Origin of the sequence: Bacteroides sp. (assembly GCF_052357945.1) — a bacterium.
Classification (GTDB): Bacteria; Bacteroidota; Bacteroidia; order Bacteroidales; family Bacteroidaceae; genus Bacteroides.
In genome coordinates this window covers 1-21,451 of the sequence record NZ_DAWCXD010000045.1, presented here as the reverse complement: position 1 = coordinate 21,451, position 21,451 = coordinate 1, and the positions used below count along the sequence as shown (strand labels likewise).

Annotated in this window: 25 protein-coding genes; 11 read left to right on the top strand and 14 right to left on the bottom strand. The window is 43.5% G+C overall.

What is annotated here, in order from left to right:
* Positions 1 to 7: 7 nt before the first annotated feature.
* On the top strand, positions 8 to 535 hold the full coding sequence (locus ACT8YW_RS10595; RefSeq protein ID WP_444104874.1) for a hypothetical protein: 528 nt from the start codon (positions 8 to 10) through the stop codon (positions 533 to 535).
* A gap of 28 nt (positions 536 to 563) precedes the next feature.
* On the opposite strand, the gene ACT8YW_RS10590 is transcribed toward ACT8YW_RS10595, so the two are convergent.
* Positions 564 to 1,238 carry a MarC family protein gene (locus ACT8YW_RS10590; protein ID WP_004304823.1) on the bottom strand — a complete coding sequence of 225 codons (675 nt, stop codon included), beginning with the start codon at positions 1,236 to 1,238 and terminating at the stop codon, positions 564 to 566.
* A 158-nt stretch (positions 1,239 to 1,396) separates the two neighbouring features.
* Here ACT8YW_RS10590 and ACT8YW_RS10585 point away from each other — a divergent pair, with 158 nt between their 5' ends.
* On the top strand, positions 1,397 to 2,377 hold the full coding sequence (locus tag ACT8YW_RS10585; protein ID WP_444104873.1) for a linear amide C-N hydrolase: 981 nt from the start codon (positions 1,397 to 1,399) through the stop codon (positions 2,375 to 2,377).
* A 115-nt stretch (positions 2,378 to 2,492) separates the two neighbouring features.
* Here ACT8YW_RS10585 and ACT8YW_RS10580 read toward each other — a convergent pair whose 3' ends face one another.
* Positions 2,493 to 2,957: a MaoC family dehydratase gene (locus ACT8YW_RS10580; RefSeq protein ID WP_004301986.1), complete on the bottom strand. Its 465-nt coding sequence runs from the start codon at positions 2,955 to 2,957 to the stop codon at positions 2,493 to 2,495.
* Positions 2,958 to 3,226: 269 nt separating this feature from the next.
* On the opposite strand from ACT8YW_RS10580, the gene ACT8YW_RS10575 reads away from it, so the two are divergent.
* Positions 3,227 to 4,912 carry a pseudouridine synthase gene (locus ACT8YW_RS10575; protein ID WP_444104872.1) on the top strand — a complete coding sequence of 562 codons (1,686 nt, stop codon included), beginning with the start codon at positions 3,227 to 3,229 and terminating at the stop codon, positions 4,910 to 4,912.
* Here ACT8YW_RS10575 and ACT8YW_RS10570 read toward each other — a convergent pair.
* The 3 genes from ACT8YW_RS10570 to ACT8YW_RS10560 form a co-directional block, all read right to left on the bottom strand.
* A complete protein-coding gene (locus tag ACT8YW_RS10570) occupies positions 4,909 to 6,270 on the bottom strand; it encodes an MATE family efflux transporter (protein ID WP_444104871.1) in 1,362 nt (453 codons plus the stop codon). The genes ACT8YW_RS10575 and ACT8YW_RS10570 overlap by 4 nt on opposite strands.
* Before the next feature lie 124 nt (positions 6,271 to 6,394).
* Entirely contained in the window at positions 6,395 to 6,601 is a 207-nt protein-coding gene (locus tag ACT8YW_RS10565) for a hypothetical protein (protein ID WP_007750505.1), read from the bottom strand.
* 78 nt (positions 6,602 to 6,679) lie between these two features.
* Positions 6,680 to 8,185 (bottom strand): TrkH family potassium uptake protein, encoded by a 1,506-nt coding sequence (locus ACT8YW_RS10560; protein WP_004301980.1) that lies wholly within the window; start codon positions 8,183 to 8,185, stop codon positions 6,680 to 6,682.
* Between the two features lie 251 nt (positions 8,186 to 8,436).
* Here ACT8YW_RS10560 and ACT8YW_RS10555 point away from each other — a divergent pair, with 251 nt between their 5' ends.
* The 3 genes from ACT8YW_RS10555 to ACT8YW_RS10545 all read left to right on the top strand — a co-directional run bounded on the left by ACT8YW_RS10555 (position 8,437) and on the right by ACT8YW_RS10545 (position 9,875).
* Entirely contained in the window at positions 8,437 to 8,736 is a 300-nt protein-coding gene (locus ACT8YW_RS10555) for a nitrous oxide-stimulated promoter family protein (RefSeq protein ID WP_004304816.1), read from the top strand.
* A gap of 19 nt (positions 8,737 to 8,755) precedes the next feature.
* Positions 8,756 to 9,487: an SDR family NAD(P)-dependent oxidoreductase gene (locus ACT8YW_RS10550; RefSeq protein ID WP_008651230.1), complete on the top strand. Its 732-nt coding sequence runs from the start codon at positions 8,756 to 8,758 to the stop codon at positions 9,485 to 9,487.
* Between the two features lie 118 nt (positions 9,488 to 9,605).
* Positions 9,606 to 9,875, top strand: a complete 270-nt coding sequence (locus ACT8YW_RS10545; RefSeq protein WP_004320675.1) for a zinc ribbon domain-containing protein — start codon at positions 9,606 to 9,608, stop codon at positions 9,873 to 9,875.
* Positions 9,876 to 9,931: 56 nt separating this feature from the next.
* Here ACT8YW_RS10545 and ACT8YW_RS10540 read toward each other — a convergent pair whose 3' ends face one another.
* The 4 genes from ACT8YW_RS10540 to ACT8YW_RS10525 all read right to left on the bottom strand — a co-directional run bounded on the left by ACT8YW_RS10540 (position 9,932) and on the right by ACT8YW_RS10525 (position 12,143).
* Positions 9,932 to 10,216, bottom strand: coding sequence for a virulence protein (locus ACT8YW_RS10540; protein ID WP_004301975.1), 285 nt, complete (start codon positions 10,214 to 10,216; stop codon positions 9,932 to 9,934).
* Entirely contained in the window at positions 10,204 to 10,422 is a 219-nt protein-coding gene (locus tag ACT8YW_RS10535; RefSeq protein WP_004301974.1) for a hypothetical protein, read from the bottom strand. The genes ACT8YW_RS10540 and ACT8YW_RS10535 overlap by 13 nt, the downstream gene beginning before the upstream one ends.
* 58 nt (positions 10,423 to 10,480) lie before the next feature.
* On the bottom strand, positions 10,481 to 10,747 hold the full coding sequence (locus ACT8YW_RS10530; protein WP_004301973.1) for a GNAT family N-acetyltransferase: 267 nt from the start codon (positions 10,745 to 10,747) through the stop codon (positions 10,481 to 10,483).
* Between the two features lie 82 nt (positions 10,748 to 10,829).
* Positions 10,830 to 12,143, bottom strand: a complete 1,314-nt coding sequence (locus ACT8YW_RS10525; protein WP_115484299.1) for a TIGR01777 family oxidoreductase — start codon at positions 12,141 to 12,143, stop codon at positions 10,830 to 10,832.
* 131 nt (positions 12,144 to 12,274) lie between these two features.
* On the opposite strand from ACT8YW_RS10525, the gene ACT8YW_RS10520 reads away from it, so the two are divergent.
* Together ACT8YW_RS10520 and ACT8YW_RS10515 are read left to right on the top strand one after the other, a co-directional pair.
* A complete protein-coding gene (locus ACT8YW_RS10520) occupies positions 12,275 to 13,255 on the top strand; it encodes a lytic transglycosylase domain-containing protein (RefSeq protein WP_004308272.1) in 981 nt (326 codons plus the stop codon).
* A gap of 38 nt (positions 13,256 to 13,293) precedes the next feature.
* Positions 13,294 to 14,163 carry an ion transporter gene (locus ACT8YW_RS10515; RefSeq protein ID WP_128857508.1) on the top strand — a complete coding sequence of 290 codons (870 nt, stop codon included), beginning with the start codon at positions 13,294 to 13,296 and terminating at the stop codon, positions 14,161 to 14,163.
* A 4-nt stretch (positions 14,164 to 14,167) separates the two neighbouring features.
* Here ACT8YW_RS10515 and ACT8YW_RS10510 read toward each other — a convergent pair whose 3' ends face one another.
* Positions 14,168 to 14,536: a ribosomal maturation YjgA family protein gene (locus ACT8YW_RS10510; protein WP_444104870.1), complete on the bottom strand. Its 369-nt coding sequence runs from the start codon at positions 14,534 to 14,536 to the stop codon at positions 14,168 to 14,170.
* 174 nt (positions 14,537 to 14,710) lie between these two features.
* Here ACT8YW_RS10510 and ACT8YW_RS10505 point away from each other — a divergent pair, with 174 nt between their 5' ends.
* A complete protein-coding gene (locus tag ACT8YW_RS10505; protein WP_004308274.1) occupies positions 14,711 to 15,379 on the top strand; it encodes an MgtC/SapB family protein in 669 nt (222 codons plus the stop codon).
* A 32-nt stretch (positions 15,380 to 15,411) separates the two neighbouring features.
* Here the strand turns inward: ACT8YW_RS10505 and ACT8YW_RS10500 are convergent, their stop codons facing one another.
* The 4 genes from ACT8YW_RS10500 to ACT8YW_RS10485 form a co-directional block, all read right to left on the bottom strand.
* Positions 15,412 to 16,185: a TIGR03915 family putative DNA repair protein gene (locus ACT8YW_RS10500; protein ID WP_009000641.1), complete on the bottom strand. Its 774-nt coding sequence runs from the start codon at positions 16,183 to 16,185 to the stop codon at positions 15,412 to 15,414.
* 21 nt (positions 16,186 to 16,206) lie between these two features.
* A complete protein-coding gene (locus ACT8YW_RS10495; RefSeq protein ID WP_004304808.1) occupies positions 16,207 to 17,475 on the bottom strand; it encodes a putative DNA modification/repair radical SAM protein in 1,269 nt (422 codons plus the stop codon).
* Between the two features lie 264 nt (positions 17,476 to 17,739).
* The gene (locus tag ACT8YW_RS10490; protein WP_074557880.1) at positions 17,740 to 19,296 is read right to left on the bottom strand and encodes an ATP-binding protein; all 1,557 of its coding nucleotides are present in this window, start codon (positions 19,294 to 19,296) and stop codon (positions 17,740 to 17,742) included.
* Between the two features lie 170 nt (positions 19,297 to 19,466).
* The gene (locus tag ACT8YW_RS10485; RefSeq protein ID WP_004301965.1) at positions 19,467 to 19,643 is read right to left on the bottom strand and encodes a histone H1; all 177 of its coding nucleotides are present in this window, start codon (positions 19,641 to 19,643) and stop codon (positions 19,467 to 19,469) included.
* 147 nt (positions 19,644 to 19,790) lie between these two features.
* Between ACT8YW_RS10485 and ACT8YW_RS10480 the strand changes: the two genes are divergently transcribed.
* Entirely contained in the window at positions 19,791 to 20,438 is a 648-nt protein-coding gene (locus ACT8YW_RS10480) for an AlbA family DNA-binding domain-containing protein (RefSeq protein WP_004308278.1), read from the top strand.
* 33 nt (positions 20,439 to 20,471) lie between these two features.
* A partial coding sequence (locus ACT8YW_RS10475; RefSeq protein WP_444104869.1) for an alanine/glycine:cation symporter family protein occupies positions 20,472 to 21,451 on the top strand: 980 nt, incomplete at its 3' end.

Below are 21,451 nucleotides of genomic sequence, written 5' to 3'. Positions count from 1 at the left end.
AAGCTACATGAACCTACGTGCAAGATTATCCGAACGAGTACACATTGAAGATATCAGAGAGGTACTCCACTTTATACAGGATGATGAACGGCTTAGAGAAGAAATCTACCAACTGATATTCGACGAAGACGCTATCGTCTCCTATCAGGCATTGTGGGTATGTACTCATTTCTCAAAGGCAGATGTAGCATGGTTGAGCCAGAAACAAGAAGAATTGATCGACGCTGCCATGACCTGCCCACACTCGGGAAAACGGAGAATGATCCTGAACCTGATATGCCAGCAACCTGCCGCCGATCCGCCACGAGTGGATTTCCTCGATTTCTGCATGGAACGCATGATATCCCGCGAGGAACCACCGGGCGTGCAATCGCTCTGCATGAAACTGGCTTATCAACTGACACGCTCCATCCCGGAACTACAACAGGAACTACGCACAATACTGGAAATCATGGAGCCCGACTTACTGGTTCCCGCTATCCGTTCCGTACGAAAAAACACCCTGAAAGCCATGAAAGCAAAGAAAAACAGATAATTTCTATCGCTTTTGTCTCACCGTTCAATTAGAGTATATTCAGATGGAATATCTGGGATATACCCGTCACCGAAATCTGGATACCGATGCAGAAAGTGAAAAAAGCAACGAGCTTATTAATGATTTGATTTCCCACCGGTCCCAACCTCTGAATAAACCTCTGTCCTTGTGAAAGGAATACATAAAAGATGGCCGCCATACAAATAATGACAAGCGCAATGACCAAATAATTAATCCCAGTTTGCAACAATTTGCCTTTAACACTGGCAGACGCCATCAAAGTAAAGATAACCGATATACTGCCCGGTCCGATACTGATAGGAAACGTGATGGGATAAAATATCTTCTGCTCGATGTTTTTCCATCTGAAGCCGTCTACATTCTTGCTGGCTTCTTCTTTATCAGACGAACCTGAATCGCCCAACAGCTCCATTGCCGTCTTACAAATCAGTATTCCACCTCCTAACTGAATAACAGGAATAGCCAAACCGAAAATCAATAGAAACAGATGTCCTATCACCAATGTCCCTACACCGATCATTATAAAATTGAGCGTCAGCTTCTGAATGGCTGCTTTCCGTTGTTGAGGATCGAGGTCTGTAAAGAATCCATTGACGACAAAACCATTCCCCAAAGGGTTTATCACCGGAAACAGCGCCATAAACGATGACGAAAATATGATGAGAAGATTACTTAATGACATAATACCTGTTTTTTGATACTTTATTAATATCTGATATGTATCTAAAACATAAATGGAACGTTATTGTTTTGAGAATATGCTTTTGCGAGAGGAATCCGCATCGGTTGAATACCTTGTGAAAGCAGCTTATAATAAACCTTTAACTAGAAATTAAAATTATGTGTACAAGAGTCGTTTATTCGGGAAAAAATGGAATGGTGGCAACCGGCCGGTCTATGGACTGGAAAACAGAAATGCACAGCAATCTTTGGGTATTTCCCAAAGGTATGGAAAGAAATGGAGAAACGGGAGCCAACTCCCTGAAATGGACGTCCAAGTATGGCAGCGTGGTGACTTCGGCTTTCGAGATTGCCAGTACAGACGGGATGAATGAAAAAGGATTAGTTGCCAATCTGTTATGGTTACCCGAAACGGAATACCCGGTCAGAGATCAAAGTAAACCGGGACTTGCCATTACTGCATGGGTGCAATATATGCTGGATAACTTCGCCACCGTAGACGAGGCCGTCGCTTTCATTGATGAAAATACTTTCCAAGTGGTATCGGACCTGATGCCGGATGGTTCCCGCCTGGCAACCTTGCATTTATCTATTTCCGACGCAACGGGCGATTGTGCGATATTCGAATATACGGGTGGAAAGCTGACTGTTTACCACAGCAAGGAGTACAAAGTGATGACCAACTCCCCTACCTACAACAAGCAACTGGCACTAAACGAATACTGGAAATTAATAGGAGGATTGAGCTTCCTGCCCGGAACCAACCGACCATCCGACCGTTTTGCAAGAGCCAGTTTTTATATCAATGCCCTGCCCCCAACAGATGATGTGAGAATAGCCGTGGCAAGCGTATTCAGCGTTATCCGTAATACTTCTGTTCCTTATGGCATATCCACTCCCGAATTTCCGGAAATTTCCACCACACAATGGAGAACAGTATCGGATAGTAAGAATCTGCTCTACTTCTTCGAATCAAGTCTGACACCTAATACATTCTGGGTAAACCTACGGGAAACAGACTTGTCGGAAGGAGCTCCGGTACTCAAATTATCTATCGCCAACGGTGAAACTTATCATGGAAATGCAACGAAAGAGTTTAAACCGGCACAGCCGTTCAGATTTATGGGAGTAAAAGGATAAAATTATCCCCGGAAACGATCCATCTGAAGCACATCCCAAAAGTTTTTGTATCTAACTTTTAAGACGTATTTCGATCATTTCCGGGGATAAAATCTGTTTCTTTAACAGTTTGCCATTAATTGAAATAATAAAGGAATACAGCAATTCCTTCCAGCGCCTTCTTTGGTTGGTCTTTTATTTCGATAGCAAACTTAATTTCCGCTTTTGCCACACCACGCAGATTGGTCAATGAGTGCAAAGTAGTTACCAGACGCACGCTCTGTCCTGACAATACAGCCTGACCGAATTTCATCTTATCCATACCGTAGTTAATCATCATTTTCAGGTTATTCACCTGAATAATCTGATTCCACAGATAAGGAAGCATAGACAATGTCAGGTAGCCATGAGCAATCGTGCTATGATAAGGGCTATCTACTTTCGCACGCTCCGTATCTACATGAATCCATTGATGATCCAGCGTTGCATCAGCAAAAAGATTAATACGTTCCTGCGAGAGTTCCACATAATCGGAAACACCTATCTGTTGGCCTACTAGTTTTTCGAATTCTTCATACGAATTGATAATTACTTTTTCCATAAGTCTTATCGTTTTTATGGGGGTTATTTGCTATTAAATTGGGGACAAAAATAGGAAAAATAAACTGATATGCCACCAAATTTATAAATAAAAGCAAGGAATGAAGTATTTAGGTATGTTTTACAAACCGGAAGCCTGTTTCAGTGCTTCTGACAAAATAAGGCAAATTTAGGTTTCTCTCCCATTCTATTCATGTTACTTCATTCGATAATTCACGGATTTACTTTACTTTTGCAAAGGTAATCACATTCATTCATATATATAAACCGATGATACATTTTTTCAAGCAACCCATTTCTCACCTTGCGTTACCGGATAAATTCACTTATCCTTTCCACTATACGCCTCATCCATTGTGCGTGTTGGCAGCGGAAGAAGTGAAAGAATATATCGCGAGCCGAGAAGAATGGCAAGAAGAATTAGCTTTCGGAAAAATGTTCGGGGTACTGATTGTACAAAAAGAGAATAAACAAGAGACTGCAAAAAAAGAAGCAGTCAATGAAATTGGCTATCTCGCTGCTTTCTCCGGCAATCTGGCAGGGAAGAATCTGCATCCTTATTTTGTCCCTCCTGTCTACGACTTATTGCAACCGGAAGGATTCTTCAAAATTGAAGAAGAACAAATATCTTCCATCAATATCCGTATTCGTGAATTAGAAAACAATCGTTCTTATCTCGATTTAATAGAAAAGTGGAAGACGGAAACGGAACAGGCTAAAGCAATTTTGAATCAGGCTAAAGCAACACTCAAAGCAGCAAAGGAGGCGAGAGAGATTCGCCGCCAATCATCCTCTACCCTTTCCGAAGAGGAACAAGCCTCCCTGATCCGGGAAAGCCAATACCAGAAAGCGGAATACAAACGACTGGAAAAAGAATGGAAGAAACGATTGGAAGAACTCGAAACGGAAACGAGACACTTCGAGACTGAAATAGAACAACTGAAAACCGAACGGAAGGAACGTTCGGCAGCCTTGCAAAGAAAGTTGTTCGAGCAGTTCCGGATGCTGAACGCCAGAGGAGAAGTGAAAGACCTATACACTATCTTCGAACAGACAGTTCAGAAAGTTCCTCCTGCCGGTGCGGGTGAATGTGCTTTGCCTAAATTGTTGCAATATGCGTATCTTCATCAATTAAAGCCATTGGCTATGGCTGAATTCTGGTGGGGAGACTCTCCTAAAAACGAAATCCGACATCATGGATATTATTATCCATCCTGCAAGGGAAAATGTGAACCTATTTTGCAGCACATGTTGCAAGGACTGGAAGTAGACGAGAATCCGTTGCTGAACTCCATCCATGAGGATGAAGAACTGGAAATCGTATATGAAGATGAATGGTTAGTGGTAGTCAATAAGCCGGCAGGAATGTTGTCCGTTCCGGGAAAAGAGGAGGACAGAGATTCAGTCTATCATCGCCTGAAAAAGAAGTATCCCGATGCTACCGGGCCTATGATTGTACATCGCCTCGATATGGCGACTTCCGGATTATTGCTCGTAGCTAAAACGAAAGAGGTGCATCAACATTTGCAGGCACAATTTGCAAGCAGAAGTATCAAGAAACGCTATGTAGCCGTGTTGGATGGGGCAACAGCAACAGTAGAGAAGACAGCACTGCCGCCCGGAAGAACAGGAAGAATCAAACTCCCTCTCTGTTTGAATCCCCTTGATCGTCCCCGGCAAATCGTCAGTAGAGAACACGGGAAAGAAGCGATTACAGAATACCGCATCATCAGTGAATCAGAAAAACACATCCGTATTGCTTTCTATCCGTTGACCGGACGGACACACCAATTACGGGTACACGCCGCCCATCCGGAGGGATTGGGTTGCCCCATTCTTGGGGATGAACTTTACGGAAAGAAAGCGGACAGACTATACCTCCACGCCGAATATATAGAGTTCCGTCATCCCATCAGCGGAAAGATTCTACGCATACAGAAAGAGGCCGACTTCTAAACAGTAACCGTACTTGTGAAAACCTGCTTCTTCAACCTGCGATAAACGTAGATAAATGCCGGTACGAGGAACAAATCTGCCGCTATCCAAGCCATCGGATCACCGTAGCAGACAGCAATAAAACCGAATGCAGGCACAGCGTAAATGCTGACAAGGATACGCGCAATCATCTCCGCCACTCCCGAGAACATGGCTAGATTGGTATATCCCACTCCCTGAATCGTGTAGCGCAGGATACACAACAATCCAAGCATCGGGAAGAACATACAGGAGATATGCAGGAATAACTCGGTATCCAACAGAATTTCCGTTTCCGACGGATCTACAAAGATCAATGCAAAATATTTGGCTCCCACCATCAGAAGAACGAATGTAAATACCGCATAAACGATCATCATCAAAGCACTCGCCTTAATTCCCAACCAGACACGCTCCGGTTTTCCTGCCCCATAATTCTGTCCGCTATACGTAGCCATCGCAATTCCCAGACTCTCGAACGTGCAGATAAAGAACATCTTGATGCGCATAGCAGACGTAAAAGCTGCCACACACGCCGTTCCCAATGCATTATTCGCACTCTGAAGCATGATGCTGCCGATAGCCGTGATAGAAAACTGCAATCCCATAGGCACACCAATGTAAAGCAGTGTCTTAGCCAGTTTCGACTGGAACCGGCGTTCTTTCGGAGTACCTTGCAATATTTCAAACTTCCGGTACATATAAATGTAGCAGAGAACAGCCGACAATCCTTGCGAAAAGACAGTAGCAATAGCAGCTCCCGCCACTCCCCAGCCAAGTACCAAAATACAGAACAAATCAAGAATGATATTCAGAACAGCCGCAAACAGCAGAAACCAAAAAGGCGTCTTACTGTCTCCCAACGCACGGATAATGCTCGAAAGAAGATTATAGAAGAAAGTACACGGCACACCAATAAACGTGACAAGCAAATAAGCATACGCCCCTTCGAAAATATTCTCCGGCGTACGCATGATCCGAAGAATATCCTCACATAAAATACAGGTGAGAAGAGCAATCACCACAGACATTCCCGCAGCCAGTTTCAGACTGACGGCCACATAACTGCGCATCGTACTGTAATCCCGCGCCCCAAACTTCTGCGCAACGGGTATTCCGAAACCTCCGCAACATCCATTGCAGAACCCGAGAATAAGAAACACCACCGATGTGCTGGCTCCAACAGAAGCTAACGCGTTAATTCCTAAAAACTTTCCTACAATTGCAGCATCAACAAGCGAATACGTTTGTTGCAACAGATTGCCGAGTAAAAGCGGCAGCGTAAACTTTAAAATGAGAGGTAATGCCGGCCCTGCCGTCATTTCTTTAGAAGTTGCCATACGTCTATGTTCTAAAATCGGATGCAAAGATACGGAAAATTCAATGAATTAGTTCTTGATTTGCGTTCCTCTTTTAGTTGACATAAATCAAAAAAAATCAGTATGAGAGCATGAGTCTCCCGGTCTATCGTTTCACCAACCGTTTAGGTGAACCATGCCACGAGCATCCCAGGCAGAAGACTTCTGTCAAATCGAACCCCTCCATCGAATCTTCCGGATATTTGGGAACAACTTCACCATCTTCGAGCACATAAACCAGCAGCCTGTCACCCTGTTCATTCTTCACATACATAGCTGCAATCTTGCATTGCGGACACAATAACTTTTTCATGCTGCAAAGATACAGATTGTTTCCGTCAACCACAAACCCTTCCAACGATGTTTCAGAAGCCCGTTCATGATTTACAGTTTATCTATTCTTCCAGAATCCCGGATAAAACAACAGGAGTACACTAAACAATTCCAGACGTCCCACCAGCATCAGAAAAGAAAGTATCCACTTTGCCAGATCAGGTAAAGAATTCCACGAATATGCAGGCCCGCAAGTTCCCAATCCCGGACCGACATTGCCTATACTCGAAATAACCGTACTGACGGACTCGGAAAAGCCAACTCCCAAAAACAAAAGAGCCGTCCACCCAATCAGGATCAGAACCAGATAAAAAGCAAAGAAAATCAATACGGTAGTTACGATAGAAGAAGACACCGTCTGCTTATTGATACGTACGGGAAGCACGGCATTCGGGTGGAGCAGATGTTTGAACTCATTCCGGATGGCACGCGCCACAATCAGCAACCGCATATTCTTGATACCTCCACTGGTAGAACCCGTACACCCTCCCGAAAGCATCGCAATAAACAACAGTAACCACGTGAAAGGAGGCCACATATTATAATCATCCGTAGCAAAACCGCAGGAAGTATGCACCGTAGACACCTGGAACAATGCTTTCCGGAAAGCCAGTTCCCAGTCATAATGATTTTGAAAGACGAGCGCCAACGTGATAAGAAAAGTCAAGATACCCACTGACGCCAGAAACCAGTGTAACTCTTCATCTTTGAATAAACGACCGACTTTTCCTTTCAAACACATCAGAAACAAAGAGAAGTTGATACTGGAAACAATCATAAAGATAGCCACCACATATTCTATATACGGAGAATTCCAGTAAGATATACTGTTCTGCTTGGTAGAATATCCGCCCGTAGCAGTAGTGGCAAACGACTGGCAAATGGCATCAAACAAGCTCATGCCCCCAAACATCAATAAGACAGTTTCCGAAACTGTCAATACCAGATAAATTGTCCACAACCACTTGGCCATGACATTGATTTTCGGATGGGTACGGTCGTGCGTCACTCCCGTAGATTCAGCAGAGAAGAGTTGCACTCCTCCCGTGGTAAAGATAGGAAGAATGGCAATCGTGAAAAACACAATCCCCAAACCACCGATCCACTGCGTCAGGCTTCGCCAGAAAAGCATACCGTGGGAAAGGGATTCAATATCATCGAGAATAGTAGCTCCTGTAGTGGTAAACCCGGACATGGTTTCGAAAAAGGCATTGGTTATCGTATCAATGCTTCCGCTAAAATAAAAAGGAAGCATGCCGAAAAAGGTAAAAAACACCCATGAAAGAGTGACCACACAATATCCGTCTCTCCGGCTCATCTTATTCTCCGCTCCCCGTCCGTAGAGCAGTAACAATCCGCCTACCACAGCATTGATGATACAGGTGTAAAGAAAGTATTTATAATCACTTTCCCCGTAACCAGCCGACACTCCGGCACAAAGTAAGAACATTCCCAATTCGATAAATAGCAACATACCCAGCACGCGCCCTATCATCTTCCGGTTAATCATGCTATTATTCTTACTCCGAATATACAGACTGTTATCTGAAATGTACTCTTCCATAACTCATGAATCATTTTGTATGTTCCCCTCATAGCCAAGAGTATGCCAAAATGAAAAGGATTCTGATAATTAGCTTGTAATCAATGCAATATTTTTTTTCATTTTGAAAAAGTAATCTCCAAATACCCTACCAAAATGAAAGGGTGCTTTTCAAAATAGAAAAAAGAAGAAGGTGTATTTTAACAGAATACGCCTGCATTTCTGCATAATCTTCGCTATCTTTGTCATTCCAAAGTGTAAAAAAGAAAGAGATGAAAGCATCACGCATTGCGCACGAAAAGAAAACGGTAGAGTTGATGATCCGCCTCTATTGCCGGAAAAAAGAAAAAAATACAATTCTTTGTGCCGACTGTGAAGAGTTGCTCCGCTATGCCCACGCACGTCTCGACCATTGTCCGTTTGGAGAGAAGAAGAGTGCATGCAAAGAATGCACCGTACATTGTTACAAACCCGTCATGCGCGAACGAATGCGACAGGTGATGCGTTTCTCCGGACCGAGGATGTTGCTTTATGCACCCTGGCAGGCCATACGACATTTATTGAACCTATAACTTACTAAAAAAATCAGTAATGAAAAAAGCCATTATCATTGGCGCTACCTCCGGCATCGGACAAGAAGTTGCAAAATGTCTGTTACTGGATGGATGGCAAATCGGAGTAGCCGGCAGACGGCAATCTGCTCTCGAAAACCTGCAACGGGCAGCACCGGATCAGATTCAAATTCAAACGTTGGACGTAACCCAGGAAGATGCAGGCGAGAAATTGAATATGCTCATCGACAAGGTGGGCGGCATGGATTTGTTTCTTCTTAGCTCGGGCATCGGTTTCCAGAACACGAATCTGAACATGGAGGTGGAGCTGAACACAGCATACACGAATGTAGAGGGATTTATCCGCATGGTGGATACCGCTTTCATCTATTTCAGGAAAAGCGGAGGCGGCCACCTGGCAGTCATCAGTTCCATCGCGGGAACGAAAGGACTTGGAGTGGCTCCTGCCTACTCTGCCACCAAACGCTTCCAGAACACTTACATAGATGCTCTCGAACAACTTTCATATTTACAAAAACTGAATATCCGTTTTACCGATATCCGTCCCGGATTTGTTGCCACCGACTTGCTCAACGACGGGAAACATTATCCGCTATTGATGGATGCAACGAAAGTGGGACGTCACATCGCCTGGTCACTGGAGCGGAAACAACGGATAGTAGTGATCGACTGGCGCTACCGGATACTGGTCTTTTTCTGGAAAATGATTCCCCGTTGGATGTGGAAACGGCTGCCCGTGAAAACCAATTAACACCAAAAGCAAACCAGGAAAGAAATAAATGAATAAATAGCAAGACCGGATTACTTCTTTTCCAATATTTCTACTTACATTTGTCTTGTAACATAAACTTATAATCTAACAAAAAAAGATGGAACAAAAATTTTGTCAAAGTTGCGGTATGCCGATAGACGACTCAACTTTTGGAAAAGAAACGGACGGTAGCAAGAACGAAGATTATTGCCACTATTGCTATGCGGACGGACATTTCACGAAAGAGTGTACCATGGACGAGATGATCGAGCTTAATCTGAATTATCTGGATGAGTTCAATAAAGACTCGGAAGTGAAATACACAGTGGAGGAAGCACGGAAAACGATGAAGGAGTACTTTCCACAGTTGAAGAGGTGGAAACAGTAATTGAGAAATAAAAGGAGCTTTCAGGCATGAATACATATTCATACCTGAAAGCTTATCTATTTATTTTCTTTTATAAAATCCGTAAAGTTCGACCAGTCTTCTACACGAAACGCACGAAGATCACGAACTGACGCCTGAAACCAAGGAATACGTTTCAATGCGTCAATTGCACGAAAAAGATTTGCCATATCAGTTTTCTCTGTTAGATATACACTACCCTGCGTATTATAAAACTCATACTGACGCAACACTTTATTTATTTCAAAATAGGCATTGTTATAAGGCTCTCCATAATTGGCACGTAGGTCTGTAATGACCATATCAAAGGCTATTGCATACATACATTATCCTCATTTACAGGAATAAAATATTTCTGCTCACCAAAGAAAATACGGTTAAATTTATCACGAATCGCTATAACTAAGCCTTTGAACGGATTATGTTCAATATCAATTACTGTACCCTCTATCCATTCATCGAGTCCCGTTAATCTAGGATCCACTTTTACCTTTTCACCTTCTTTTATCATAACACTATTTTTCTTCATTGATTTCCAATTACAAAGATAATATTATTTCCTTTTCCGACGAATCAAAAGCGAGTATTTAACCATTTATTTCCGGGTGTCTTTCCAACCACTTCACTGCATAAGAGCACGTTGCTTTCGGCTTCATCCCGTTAGCTAATGCATAGGCGTAAGCAGCTTTTACCAAAGCAGCGGCAATCCCCCGCCCTTCAATGGGTTGTGGCACAATTGTGTGGATAATATCAAGAGAATCACCTATCAGGCGATATTGTACAAAGGCGGTGCGACCGTCTACTTCTGTCTTGAACAATTTTTGTTCGGGCTGATGAATAATTTCGTAATCCATAATTTCTGTTGTTTTAAAGTTGTCTCATTGTTCGTTAAGCACTCCGGCAAAATAATCTTAGGTTATCAGGCGCAGATTGCGATCAGAGTTGCTCGATCCACTTCAACTGGCTCGTATCGTATCCACGACGTTCGGCAGCGGTGACGAGTTTCTTCTTGATTTCTTCCGGCAGTTGGGGTGTACGGCTTAGTATCCAGAGATATTTATCAGTACTGCTACCTACCAGGGCATAATTGTAATTCTCTTCATCCAGTTCCAAGATATAATAATCAGAATAGAAACTAAGGAAGAAAGACACTTTCAGTTTGCCCGGCTGTGTGGGATCGGGTATTTTGGCGTGTCCGTTGGCAGTCTTGCAGATGTCGTAAGGAGAATTACGTTTGCATCCCCGGTTCTCCACACGAATCATGCCGTCGGGACGGAGCGTGTAAGTAGCCGTGACGTCTACAAGTCCGTATTCAAAGCGATTCTCGTAGCGGGCTATTTCATACCAAAGTCCCATATACCGGTGCAGGTCGAGAGAGGTAACCGTACTATGGTTTGTACCTCTGAAAAGACGTTCGACATTGGGAATGGAGAAATGAAATCCTGCTTCCGTCAGACGCGTTGGGCGGACTCTCTGGCCCGCAGTCAGGAAGGATGCCGCTTCACCATATAAGATACGGAAAATTCTTTGCGGGGCCACCATCGTCGTCCATGCCCGATAAGCCTTTCCCATCGCACGGGTGAAAGCATATTGCGAGATTTGCTGCGGAGCAACCAGATTATATACCCCACGTGTCTCTTCGTGAGTGATAAAAAACTCCATTGCACGGCAAAGATCACGTATCGATATCCACGGAAAAGCCTGCGTACCGGGACCGATGGCGGTAGCTATCTTGGTAGCTTGCAAAGGGCGAAGCATCTGCTGCATCGCTCCCCCGTCCGGAGAAAGCACTACGCCAAAGCGTGTGATAACGAGCCTTGTAGGTTCGGGACAGTGTTTCGCCTCTTTTTCCCACGCATAGCAAAGATCGGACAGAAAGCCTTCTCCACGGGTACGGGTATATTCGTCCACCTCCGCTTCCGAAGGATAATAACCTACGGCAGAAGCCGAAATCATCAGTTTCGGTTTCGTCTTGACTGCATTCAAAGCACGGATAATACGATTGGTTACGACAATACGACTGTTGAAAAGCTCCTGTTTATATTCCGGTGTCCAACGTTTATTGATAGGTGCACCTGCCAGATTGATGACAACATCACAATGGGTCAGTGTCTGAATCAAATAACCGGACATACCTTCGCGAAACATCGACCTTCCCAGAGGAATGATCCGATGTCCGCCCTTTTCTGTAAGATAATTAGAAAGATGTTTACCTATATATCCGGTAGCTCCGGTCATTGCTATATTCATCTTGATTCGTTGTTTATTTTAACTCTATTAGAAAAACGTATAAAATGCAAGAAAAGTTCTTTGAAAAAAGCAAAATGAGGTTATCTTTGCAAGATAGACGTAAACATTGAAGCATCCAAAAAGGTTATAAAATGAAAAGACAAATGAAAATCAACTATATTCTTACACTTATATTAGTATTTTGTATCGGTGCTTCCATCCCAATATTGACAGGCAGCAGCCAAGTGAACGAACAACATTCCGCCAAATCGGAAGTGCCTTATTGTGTCACTCCGCCTACTGTTCCCGCACAGGTCACCTTCGACGGGGAAACGATCGACCTCCGCCGCTATGACCGCCGCGAACGGATGGACCGCGAGATGATGGCCTTCACCTATATGCACTCCACCACCATGTTATTAATCAAGCGCGCCAACCGTTACTTTCCCATCATCGAACCGATACTGAAAGCAAACGGTATCCCCGACGACTTCAAATACCTGATGGTCATCGAGAGCAATCTGAACAACATTGCACGCTCTCCGGCAGGAGCAGCGGGCCTGTGGCAATTTATGCCTGCCACCGGACGGGAATTCGGGCTGGAAGTGAACGATAACGTAGACGAACGCTACCATATTGAAAAAGCAACCGTTGCCGCCTGCAAATACTTCAAACAAGCGTATGCCAAATATGGCGACTGGATGGCTGTCTCCGCCGCCTATAACGCCGGACAGGGACGTATCTCCTCCCAACTTGAAAAGCAGTTGGCAAGTCATGCCATGGACTTATGGCTGGTAGAGGAAACTTCCCGCTACATGTTCCGTCTGCTGGCAGCCAAAGAGATATTCAACAACCCGCAACGTTACGGATTCCTCTTGAAACGGGAACATCTGTATCCGCCTATTCCTTATAAAGAGGTAACCGTCAACACTTCTATCGACGATCTGAACGACTACGCAAAATCACAGGGAATCACCTATGCCCAACTTCGTGATGCCAACCCCTGGCTGCGCGACACTTCATTGAAGAACAAGACCGGAAAGACATACATTCTCTATATTCCTACACAAGAGGGAATGTATTACAATCCGCAAAAGACCGTTGCCTACAATAAACAGTGGGTCATCGACTAAAAAGGCTTTTTCTTTAATTCCGGGCAAACACTATTGATATGAAACTGAAAGAAAGAATCCATCGTTTTTTGCATGACGAGAAACTGAAACGAAAGTTATACGTCATCATCTTCGAATCGGACACCCCTGCCGGGAAATTGTTCGACGTGATTCTTATCGCCTGTATTCTGGTCAGCGTATTGCTCGTCATCATCGAAAGCCTGAAAGGACTTCCCACCTATCTGACGACTCCGTTCGTCATTATGGAATTCCTTTTCACCGGCTTCTTTACTTTCGAATACCTGACGAGAATCTACTGTTCACCCCGTCCCCGGAAATACATATTCAGCTTTTTCGGTATCGTAGACTTACTGGCCACGTTGCCTCTTTACATCGGTCTGCTCTTTCCGGGCGCCCGCTATCTACTCATCATCCGTGCCTTCCGCCTGATACGTGTGTTCCGCGTCTTCAAGCTTTTCAACTTTCTGAATGAGGGGGAACGGCTGCTCACTGCCTTGCGTGAAAGTAGTAAGAAGATTGCAGTGTTCTTCCTGTTTGTCGTCATTCTGGTGACTTCCATCGGAACGCTAATGTATATGATTGAAGGAACGCAGCCCAACTCCCAGTTCAACAATATCCCGAACAGCATCTATTGGGCTATCGTCACCATGACTACCGTAGGTTATGGAGATATTACTCCCGCCACCGGCCTCGGAAAATTCCTTTCCGCCTGCGTCATGCTCATCGGTTACACGATTATCGCCGTACCGACAGGTATCGTATCTGCCTCCATGATGAAAGAATATAAACGCAGAAGAGACAAAGAATGCCCCAACTGCCATCGCTCCGGACACGAAGATAATGCAGAGTTTTGCAAATATTGCGGCCACAGCCTGGCCCCATCCGAAACCAAAGCGGAAGAGAAATAAATCCCTATGATCTACGCCGGACGAAACGCTCGAATAAGACAATGAAAACGCATCCCACAGCATAGCAGGCAATATCTCCCCAATCGAACGTAGAACCCAGCACAATTCGGGCTACGCGGTTCGTAATGCCCAATGTCTCCACCAGCTGGAAGTATTGCAACACTTCTACGAAACAGGCAAAAAGAAAGACATAAAACGGCATCCGCGGAATCCCCGTCGGTAGAAAGATACGTACAAAGCTATATACCAGCACTACAACCAGCATATCTCCGACATAGGGACGTATGAAACGGTCGCGCACATACAAAGCTATCAACACCTCAATACAGAAGATCACCAGAAAGCTGATTATATAAAAAATTCTTTTCTTCATTATTTGCTCGGTCGCGGGATTAAACATTTATTTGAATCTGCGAATATACGATAAAATGAATTGGATACGTTCAAATATTACTAAATGATTGATACAAAAAGGGGAAATAATTGTATATTTATAGTCCTAAGCATTTTTCCACAAACAATAAAAAACAGAAAGGAGATTGAACACATGATGTTGAATATGGATTTTGTAATCCGTTTATTGGTCGCCGGAATACTGGGAACCATCATTGGACTGGATCGTGAATACCGTGCCAAAGAAGCCGGATACCGCACTCATTTTCTCGTGTCGCTAGGTAGTGCTTTGATTATGATTGTTTCCCAATACGGATTTCAGGAAATTATAAAAGAAAGTAGTGTCACACTCGATCCCAGTCGGGTGGCGGCACAGGTTGTCAGCGGTATCGGATTTATCGGTGCAGGAACCATCATCTTTCAAAAACAGATTGTACGCGGACTGACTACCGCCGCAGGAATCTGGGCAACAGCAGGTATCGGCCTGGCGGTAGGTGCAGGAATGTACACCATCGGCATTGCCGCCACGGTGTTAACCCTCGTCGGACTGGAACTACTTAGCTATCTATTTAAAAGCATCGGAATGAAAAGCTCGATGGTTTCTTTCTCAACTCCCAACAAAGACATACTGAAACAGATAGCGGACAGATTCAACTCTAAAGACTACCTGATAGTCTCTTACGAGATGGAAACGCAACACACGGGTGAAACAGAATATTATCAGGTTACAATGGTTATCAAGTCGAAGCGAAATAATGATGAAGGGCATCTGCTTTCGCTGATACAGGAATTTCCGGATGTAACGGTGCAGCGAATTGAATAGTCAGACTTCCGCTCCTCTCCCAAAATGGAAATCTACTTTTGCTTTTCCGTCAGATACTTCCAATAACGTACAGGCATATCCTGCCTGTGCTTTCTCGGATTCATGCGTTCTTTGATACAAATAGCCTTGAAATATGTCTTCCAAAGTTGTTGGAAAAGCTTCTCATCCTTGTCCATCAGGCTTTCATCCAGCATCCCCGTAATCAAATGGGATTCACGGCTGTCATCATCAAACGAGATAGTTGTCACCTCCTGCAAATCATAATAAAATCCGTAACGGCGTTTCATGTCATAAATAATCCACTTCTGATCGGCAAAACGGTCTTTGAAATGGTGAACGGTCAGCGGGAGCGCATTATACTGTGGTTCGAAAGCGGCAAAGAATGTACCGTCGGCAGCTTTCTGGAAACGGACAAATTGCATCAGGTGTACGCGTTCGCCATCCACCTTCTTCCATATTTGCGCTAATTGCAAAACGTCCGGATCACCAAAATTGGTTTCAATAGAGCGGGGGGCATCGATTGCTTTACGGATATATCGAAAAATAAGTATTCCTATTTCCGGAAGTTCCGACAGCCAACTTTGTGTGAGGCAACCCAAAGCAGAAGAGGAAACTTTCTTCTGCAATCCCCGCCACACACGCCCGGCCTTTTCTTCATCGGTCACTACCGTATGCAGCTCATCACAAAATAAAGGCAAAGCATCTCCTTCCGACAACAAAGCATCGGGAAAAGTCTTGCGGAAATAGGCGTCGAACACAGCCGTCAGCAGCCCATCAAAGGTTTTATCGTAAATATAAACATTCATAAAAAACACCAAGCATATTTACTATTCGCCAAAATCAAGCAACAACTGACGTTCATCCACTTTCTTTTTCGGTTTCGGCAACAATAAGCTGCGCACCCGTTGCGGAGAAAGTTCGTTCACTGTCTGCATCTGGAGAGGTAGTTCTTTGCAAGTGATGAAATATTGCGCTTTCTTCATCACCACTCCTATCTTCTTCAGTTCATAAAATCCCAGCCGCGAAAAACGACGGGAAGCAACAATCAGTTTCGCCGACTTCACCCCTACTCCCGGCACACGGAGCAACATTTCGTAGTCTGCCTTATTGATGTCGACAGGAAACTGTTCGGGATGGCGCAAAGCCCACGAAAGTTTCGGGTCTATTTCGAGATCGAGATCCGGATAAGAATCATCCACAATTTCATCTACCTTGAATTGATAAAAACGCAATAACCAGTCAGCCTGATAGAGCCGGTTTTCACGTACCAGAGGCGGCTGTTTCAATGCCGGAAGGCGCTTATCATACGTATTCACGGAAACGTAGCCCGAGTAATAGACACGTTTCATGGTGGGGCGCCCGTAAAGTGCCGACGAAAGAAAAAGAATATCTTTATCCGATTCGGAGGTAGCTCCCACAATCACCTGGGTACTTTGTCCCGCAGGTGCGAAACGGGGTGCGTGGCGAAACTTCTGCCGTTCTTCTTTGCTCTCCAACACGCCTTGTTGAATGTATTTCATCGGAGCAAATACGCTTTTATGGTCTTTTTCCGGTGCAAGCAGTTTCAAATTTTCTTCTTTGGGAATTTCGACGTTGACGCTAAGACGATCGGCATACAATCCGGCTTCATTCACTAATTCGCGACTGGCTCCGGGAATACTCTTGAGATGGATATAACCGTTAAAACGGTACACTTGCCGCAAATCTTTGGCTACACGCACAAGTCTCTCCATTGTATAGTCCGGATTACGGACCACTCCGGAGCTAAGAAACAGCCCTTCGATATAGTTACGACGGTAGAATTCCATCGTCAGCTCCACCAATTCCGAAACGGAAAAGGTAGCGCGGGGAAGATCGTTGCTACGACGGTTGACGCAATAGGCACAATCGTAAATGCAATAATTGGTAAGCATGATTTTCAATAGCGAGATACATCGACCGTCCTCGGCAAAACTGTGGCATATCCCCCATCCTCCCACAGTGTTTCCCAGCGTTCCCGGCTTATTGGAACGCACCGTACCACTGGAAGAACAGGAAACATCGTACTTGGCAGATTCTGCAAGTATCTTCAGTTTAGCTAAGACGTTTTCGTTCATCATTCCCGATCTTGATTCTTTTCGCAAATATACGATTTAATTTGAGATGCGTATAGAAGAAAAAAAGTTTAGCAAATATATAAATACAAAATTAGTCAATTTTGAAGAAATAAAAAGCTACGCTTATATTCTTATTAACTAAGCAATAGAAAAGATAAGATGTTTACGAACAGGAAAGCAGACAACTCTGGAAAATAAAAAAAGCGATTCATTCAAACGAACCGCTTTTCATGCTATAAATAATTATTTCATTCTATATTAATATTACTCTGCTTCTACCATCCATTTCTCTATATTTCGTGTTGCTGAAGTAAAGTTCACTCCGATTTTAAATAGTTTACGTTCATCGTGTTCAAATGGCAATGCATAATGTTTTTCATTAATTTGCTGCAACGCTTCTTCTGCCGTGCCATTCAACTTAAATTCCATAACATAAATGAATTTATCTGTTTGCAAGATTAGGTCAACACGTCCTTCACTCGTATGATATTCAGCCTTGACATAAAATCCGACTAACTTGAACACTATAAAAAGAACATTTTGATAATGCAACTCTAAGTCACGAACCAACTCATAGGGAGTATCAGCAAAGAAACTTTGCAAGCGACGGAAAAATGACTCATAATCTCCGGAACGTACTTCATGAACAAACTTTTGTATTTCAAACGAAGATTCCACTGCACTAGTATTAGCATAGAAAGGAAGCAGAAATTTAATAAATCCCTGTTCTACTTCACGATTAGGAAATCCCAAACGATAATTACCAAATTCAGGATCATATCCTTTTATAGTAAGATAACCACTTTGATATATCACAGGGATTGGATTGTCGGAAGTTGAATCAATGCTATTTAAAACCTCGGCAGTCGTCTCTTCATGAGCCATGCGATGAAGATCATAATGATGTTTTTTCAACAGTTCCACCAAATAAGTAGGCGTACCCGTCTCGAACCAATAACTACTGAATTCCTGATATTTAAATGCATTCAAAAGGCTGAACGGATTGTATATACCAATAGAATTATGAGTGAAATGATAGCCATCATAGCACGCACGCAGTTCATTGCAAACGTCATCATACGATACCCCTCGAATTTCCGCCAATTCATGCAACTCACTCTCCAGATTATCATGAAGTTCTTGTTCGGTGACACCGCAAATATCTACATAGATCTGACGCATCGATATGTCATCCAGATTATTCAAATCACTAAACACACTGACTTTACCGAATTTAGTAACCCCTGTCAGCATAGCAAACTTTATGTAACCGTCCATAGACTTCATTACACCATAGAAAGCCTTCAATGTATTCCGGTACTCTTCTTGCAACTCATCCCTACCGATTGCTTGCAGCATCGGCTTATCATACTCATCCACAAGAATCACAACACGCTCTCCCGTTTTCTCTGCTGCCATACGGATCAGGGTAACAAAGCGGTCGTCTATCGTTTCATCTTTCGAACATGAACCATATTGCGCTTCATATACAAGCAACTGCCGGTCTACAAGACGAATTAAATCATCTACTGTATCGAATTTCTTTGCATTCAAGTCTAAATGAATGACGGGGTATTTTATCCAATCTTTCTCCAGCTTTCCCATTGCCAACCCTTCGAAAAGTTCTTTCTTTCCTGAAAAATAAGATTCGAGAGTAGAAAGTAGCAAGCTCTTACCAAAACGGCGCGGACGGCTAAGAAAATAATATCCACCTGTTTTTACCATTTGGTAAATCAGCGCAGTCTTATCAATATAGAAATAACCGTCGTTACGGATTTTCTCAAAGTTCTGTATGCCGATAGGATAAATCTTATTACTCATATATTCATATATTTGGGATTGCTACATACAAAGATACACCTTTCTACTTAAATAATTGCCACTATCCATACTAAAACAATTAAAAGTCATTCCGCATTAAAACAGAAAGAGGGCATATCGCTTACGATATGCCCTCTCTTTTTTCTGATATCTTAGTAGTCTTCTAACTATTATTTCTTAGAAGCTTCCAAAGATGCTTTACGGAATTCTTTCATTGCTTTTTCGATTTCCAAAGAAGCCTTACGAGCACGAGTTCCTGCTGCTTTGTTACCGTTTTCGATCTGTGCGTTAGCATCTTTTGAGAAGTCAGCATAAAGAGCTGCTACCTTTTCTACCAATTCTTTCATAATCCTTTTATTTTTTTCGTTAATAATGTGTCGCAAAAATACACTGTTTCCCGAAATAAAAGCATAAAATCAATATTTTTTTTGAAATAATCTTCGAAAAATATCTAAAAAAGGGGCTTTTTACCTTTTTTACCTACCTTTGTAGCCATGAAACTGCTTACAGATACCGATTATATACATGCACTGATTGCTGAAGGAGAGCACCAGCAACAGGACTTTAAATTCGAAATTTCCGACGCACGCAAAATAGCCAAAACACTTTCGGCCTTTGCCAACACGGACGGAGGACGATTACTTATTGGCGTTAAAGACAATGGTAAAATCGCAGGAGTACGCTCCGAAGAAGAAAAATATATGATTGAAGCTGCCGCACAACTTTATTGCGTGCCGGAAGTGGAATATTCTCTGCAAACATACATAGTGGAAGGACGGCAAGTGTTGGTGGCAACCATCGAAGAGACTCCACATAAACCGGTTTACGCCAAGGACGAAACCGGAAAGCCCCTAGCCTATCTCCGCATCAAGGACGAAAATATTCTGGCAACTCCCATACATCTCCGTGTATGGCAACAGAGCGATAGTCCCCGTGGCGAACTCATCCGCTACACCGAACGTGAACAGCTCCTGCTCGATCAACTGGAGCACGGAACTTTACTCTCACTCAACCGTTACTGTCGACAAACCGGACTTTCACGACGTGCCGCTGAACATCTGCTCGCCAAATTTGTTCGTTATGATATTGTGGAACCTGTATTCGAAAATCATAAATTTTACTTCCGAATAAAAGACGAATAACCACAAACAATGCTTTATACTTAATACTTAACTATGACTTTTATCAACGAGATTAATGACATACTTTGGACGTATATTCTAATTATTATGTTATTAGGATGTGCTGTCTGGTTCAGCATACGGACACGCTTTGTACAATTTCGCATGATCCGGGAAATGATCGTGCTATTAAGCGAATCCGCCGGCAAAGGAAAACAGGGAGAGAAACATGTATCTTCTTTTCAGGCATTCGCTATTTCTATCGCCAGCCGTGTGGGTACGGGGAATCTTGCGGGAGTGGCTACTGCCATTGCCATCGGAGGTCCCGGGGCTATTTTCTGGATGTGGGTCATCGCACTGTTAGGGGCTTCGAGTGCTTTCATCGAGTCTACCTTAGGGCAATTATACAAAATACGCGGAAAGGATTCATTCATCGGAGGTCCTGCCTATTATATGAAGAAGGGATTGAAACAACCGTGGATGGGAATGCTTTTTGCCATATTAATAAGCATCACTTTCGGTTTTGCTTTCAATTCTGTACAGAGCAATACCATCTGTGCTGCTGCGGAGCATGCTTTCGGGTTCAATCATATTATATTGGGAGGGGTACTGACATTGCTGACGTTGGTTATCATCTTCGGAGGTATTCAACGCATTGCCCGTGTCAGCAGCATTATCGTGCCGGTTATGGCATTGGGATATGTGGGGCTGGCGCTGGTGATTGTTATACTCAATATCACTCATTTACCGGGTGTCATCGCGCTGATTGTCAGTCATGCTTTTGGTTGGGAACAGGCACTGGCAGGAGGAGTAGGCATGGCATTGATGCAAGGTATCAAGAGAGGGCTCTTCAGCAATGAGGCCGGTATGGGATCGGCTCCGAATGCGGCTGCCACGGCTCATGTCAGTCATCCCGCGAAACAAGGATTGATACAGACTTTGGCAGTATTTACGGATACATTATTGATTTGTACGTGTACAGCTTTTTTTATGGTAATTTACATTGCAGTAAAGTTGTGGAAATTTATTGACTG

Excerpts from the sequence above, each read along its gene's own strand:
- ACT8YW_RS10595 (WP_444104874.1), top strand. The coding sequence starts at position 8 with ATGAACCTACGTGCAAGATTATCCGAACGAGTACACATTGAAGATATC.
- ACT8YW_RS10590 (WP_004304823.1), bottom strand. The coding sequence starts at position 1,238 with ATGTCATTAAGTAATCTTCTCATCATATTTTCGTCATCGTTTATGGCG.
- ACT8YW_RS10585 (WP_444104873.1), top strand. The coding sequence starts at position 1,397 with ATGTGTACAAGAGTCGTTTATTCGGGAAAAAATGGAATGGTGGCAACC.
- ACT8YW_RS10580 (WP_004301986.1), bottom strand. The coding sequence starts at position 2,957 with ATGGAAAAAGTAATTATCAATTCGTATGAAGAATTCGAAAAACTAGTA.
- ACT8YW_RS10575 (WP_444104872.1), top strand. The coding sequence starts at position 3,227 with ATGATACATTTTTTCAAGCAACCCATTTCTCACCTTGCGTTACCGGAT.
- ACT8YW_RS10570 (WP_444104871.1), bottom strand. The coding sequence starts at position 6,270 with ATGGCAACTTCTAAAGAAATGACGGCAGGGCCGGCATTACCTCTCATT.
- ACT8YW_RS10565 (WP_007750505.1), bottom strand. The coding sequence starts at position 6,601 with ATGAAAAAGTTATTGTGTCCGCAATGCAAGATTGCAGCTATGTATGTG.
- ACT8YW_RS10560 (WP_004301980.1), bottom strand. The coding sequence starts at position 8,185 with ATGGAAGAGTACATTTCAGATAACAGTCTGTATATTCGGAGTAAGAAT.
- ACT8YW_RS10555 (WP_004304816.1), top strand. The coding sequence starts at position 8,437 with ATGAAAGCATCACGCATTGCGCACGAAAAGAAAACGGTAGAGTTGATG.
- ACT8YW_RS10550 (WP_008651230.1), top strand. The coding sequence starts at position 8,756 with ATGAAAAAAGCCATTATCATTGGCGCTACCTCCGGCATCGGACAAGAA.
- ACT8YW_RS10545 (WP_004320675.1), top strand. The coding sequence starts at position 9,606 with ATGGAACAAAAATTTTGTCAAAGTTGCGGTATGCCGATAGACGACTCA.
- ACT8YW_RS10540 (WP_004301975.1), bottom strand. The coding sequence starts at position 10,216 with ATGTATGCAATAGCCTTTGATATGGTCATTACAGACCTACGTGCCAAT.
- ACT8YW_RS10535 (WP_004301974.1), bottom strand. The coding sequence starts at position 10,422 with ATGAAGAAAAATAGTGTTATGATAAAAGAAGGTGAAAAGGTAAAAGTG.
- ACT8YW_RS10530 (WP_004301973.1), bottom strand. The coding sequence starts at position 10,747 with ATGGATTACGAAATTATTCATCAGCCCGAACAAAAATTGTTCAAGACA.
- ACT8YW_RS10525 (WP_115484299.1), bottom strand. The coding sequence starts at position 12,143 with ATGAATATAGCAATGACCGGAGCTACCGGATATATAGGTAAACATCTT.
- ACT8YW_RS10520 (WP_004308272.1), top strand. The coding sequence starts at position 12,275 with ATGAAAAGACAAATGAAAATCAACTATATTCTTACACTTATATTAGTA.
- ACT8YW_RS10515 (WP_128857508.1), top strand. The coding sequence starts at position 13,294 with ATGAAACTGAAAGAAAGAATCCATCGTTTTTTGCATGACGAGAAACTG.
- ACT8YW_RS10510 (WP_444104870.1), bottom strand. The coding sequence starts at position 14,536 with ATGAAGAAAAGAATTTTTTATATAATCAGCTTTCTGGTGATCTTCTGT.
- ACT8YW_RS10505 (WP_004308274.1), top strand. The coding sequence starts at position 14,711 with ATGATGTTGAATATGGATTTTGTAATCCGTTTATTGGTCGCCGGAATA.
- ACT8YW_RS10500 (WP_009000641.1), bottom strand. The coding sequence starts at position 16,185 with ATGAATGTTTATATTTACGATAAAACCTTTGATGGGCTGCTGACGGCT.
- ACT8YW_RS10495 (WP_004304808.1), bottom strand. The coding sequence starts at position 17,475 with ATGAACGAAAACGTCTTAGCTAAACTGAAGATACTTGCAGAATCTGCC.
- ACT8YW_RS10490 (WP_074557880.1), bottom strand. The coding sequence starts at position 19,296 with ATGAGTAATAAGATTTATCCTATCGGCATACAGAACTTTGAGAAAATC.
- ACT8YW_RS10485 (WP_004301965.1), bottom strand. The coding sequence starts at position 19,643 with ATGAAAGAATTGGTAGAAAAGGTAGCAGCTCTTTATGCTGACTTCTCA.
- ACT8YW_RS10480 (WP_004308278.1), top strand. The coding sequence starts at position 19,791 with ATGAAACTGCTTACAGATACCGATTATATACATGCACTGATTGCTGAA.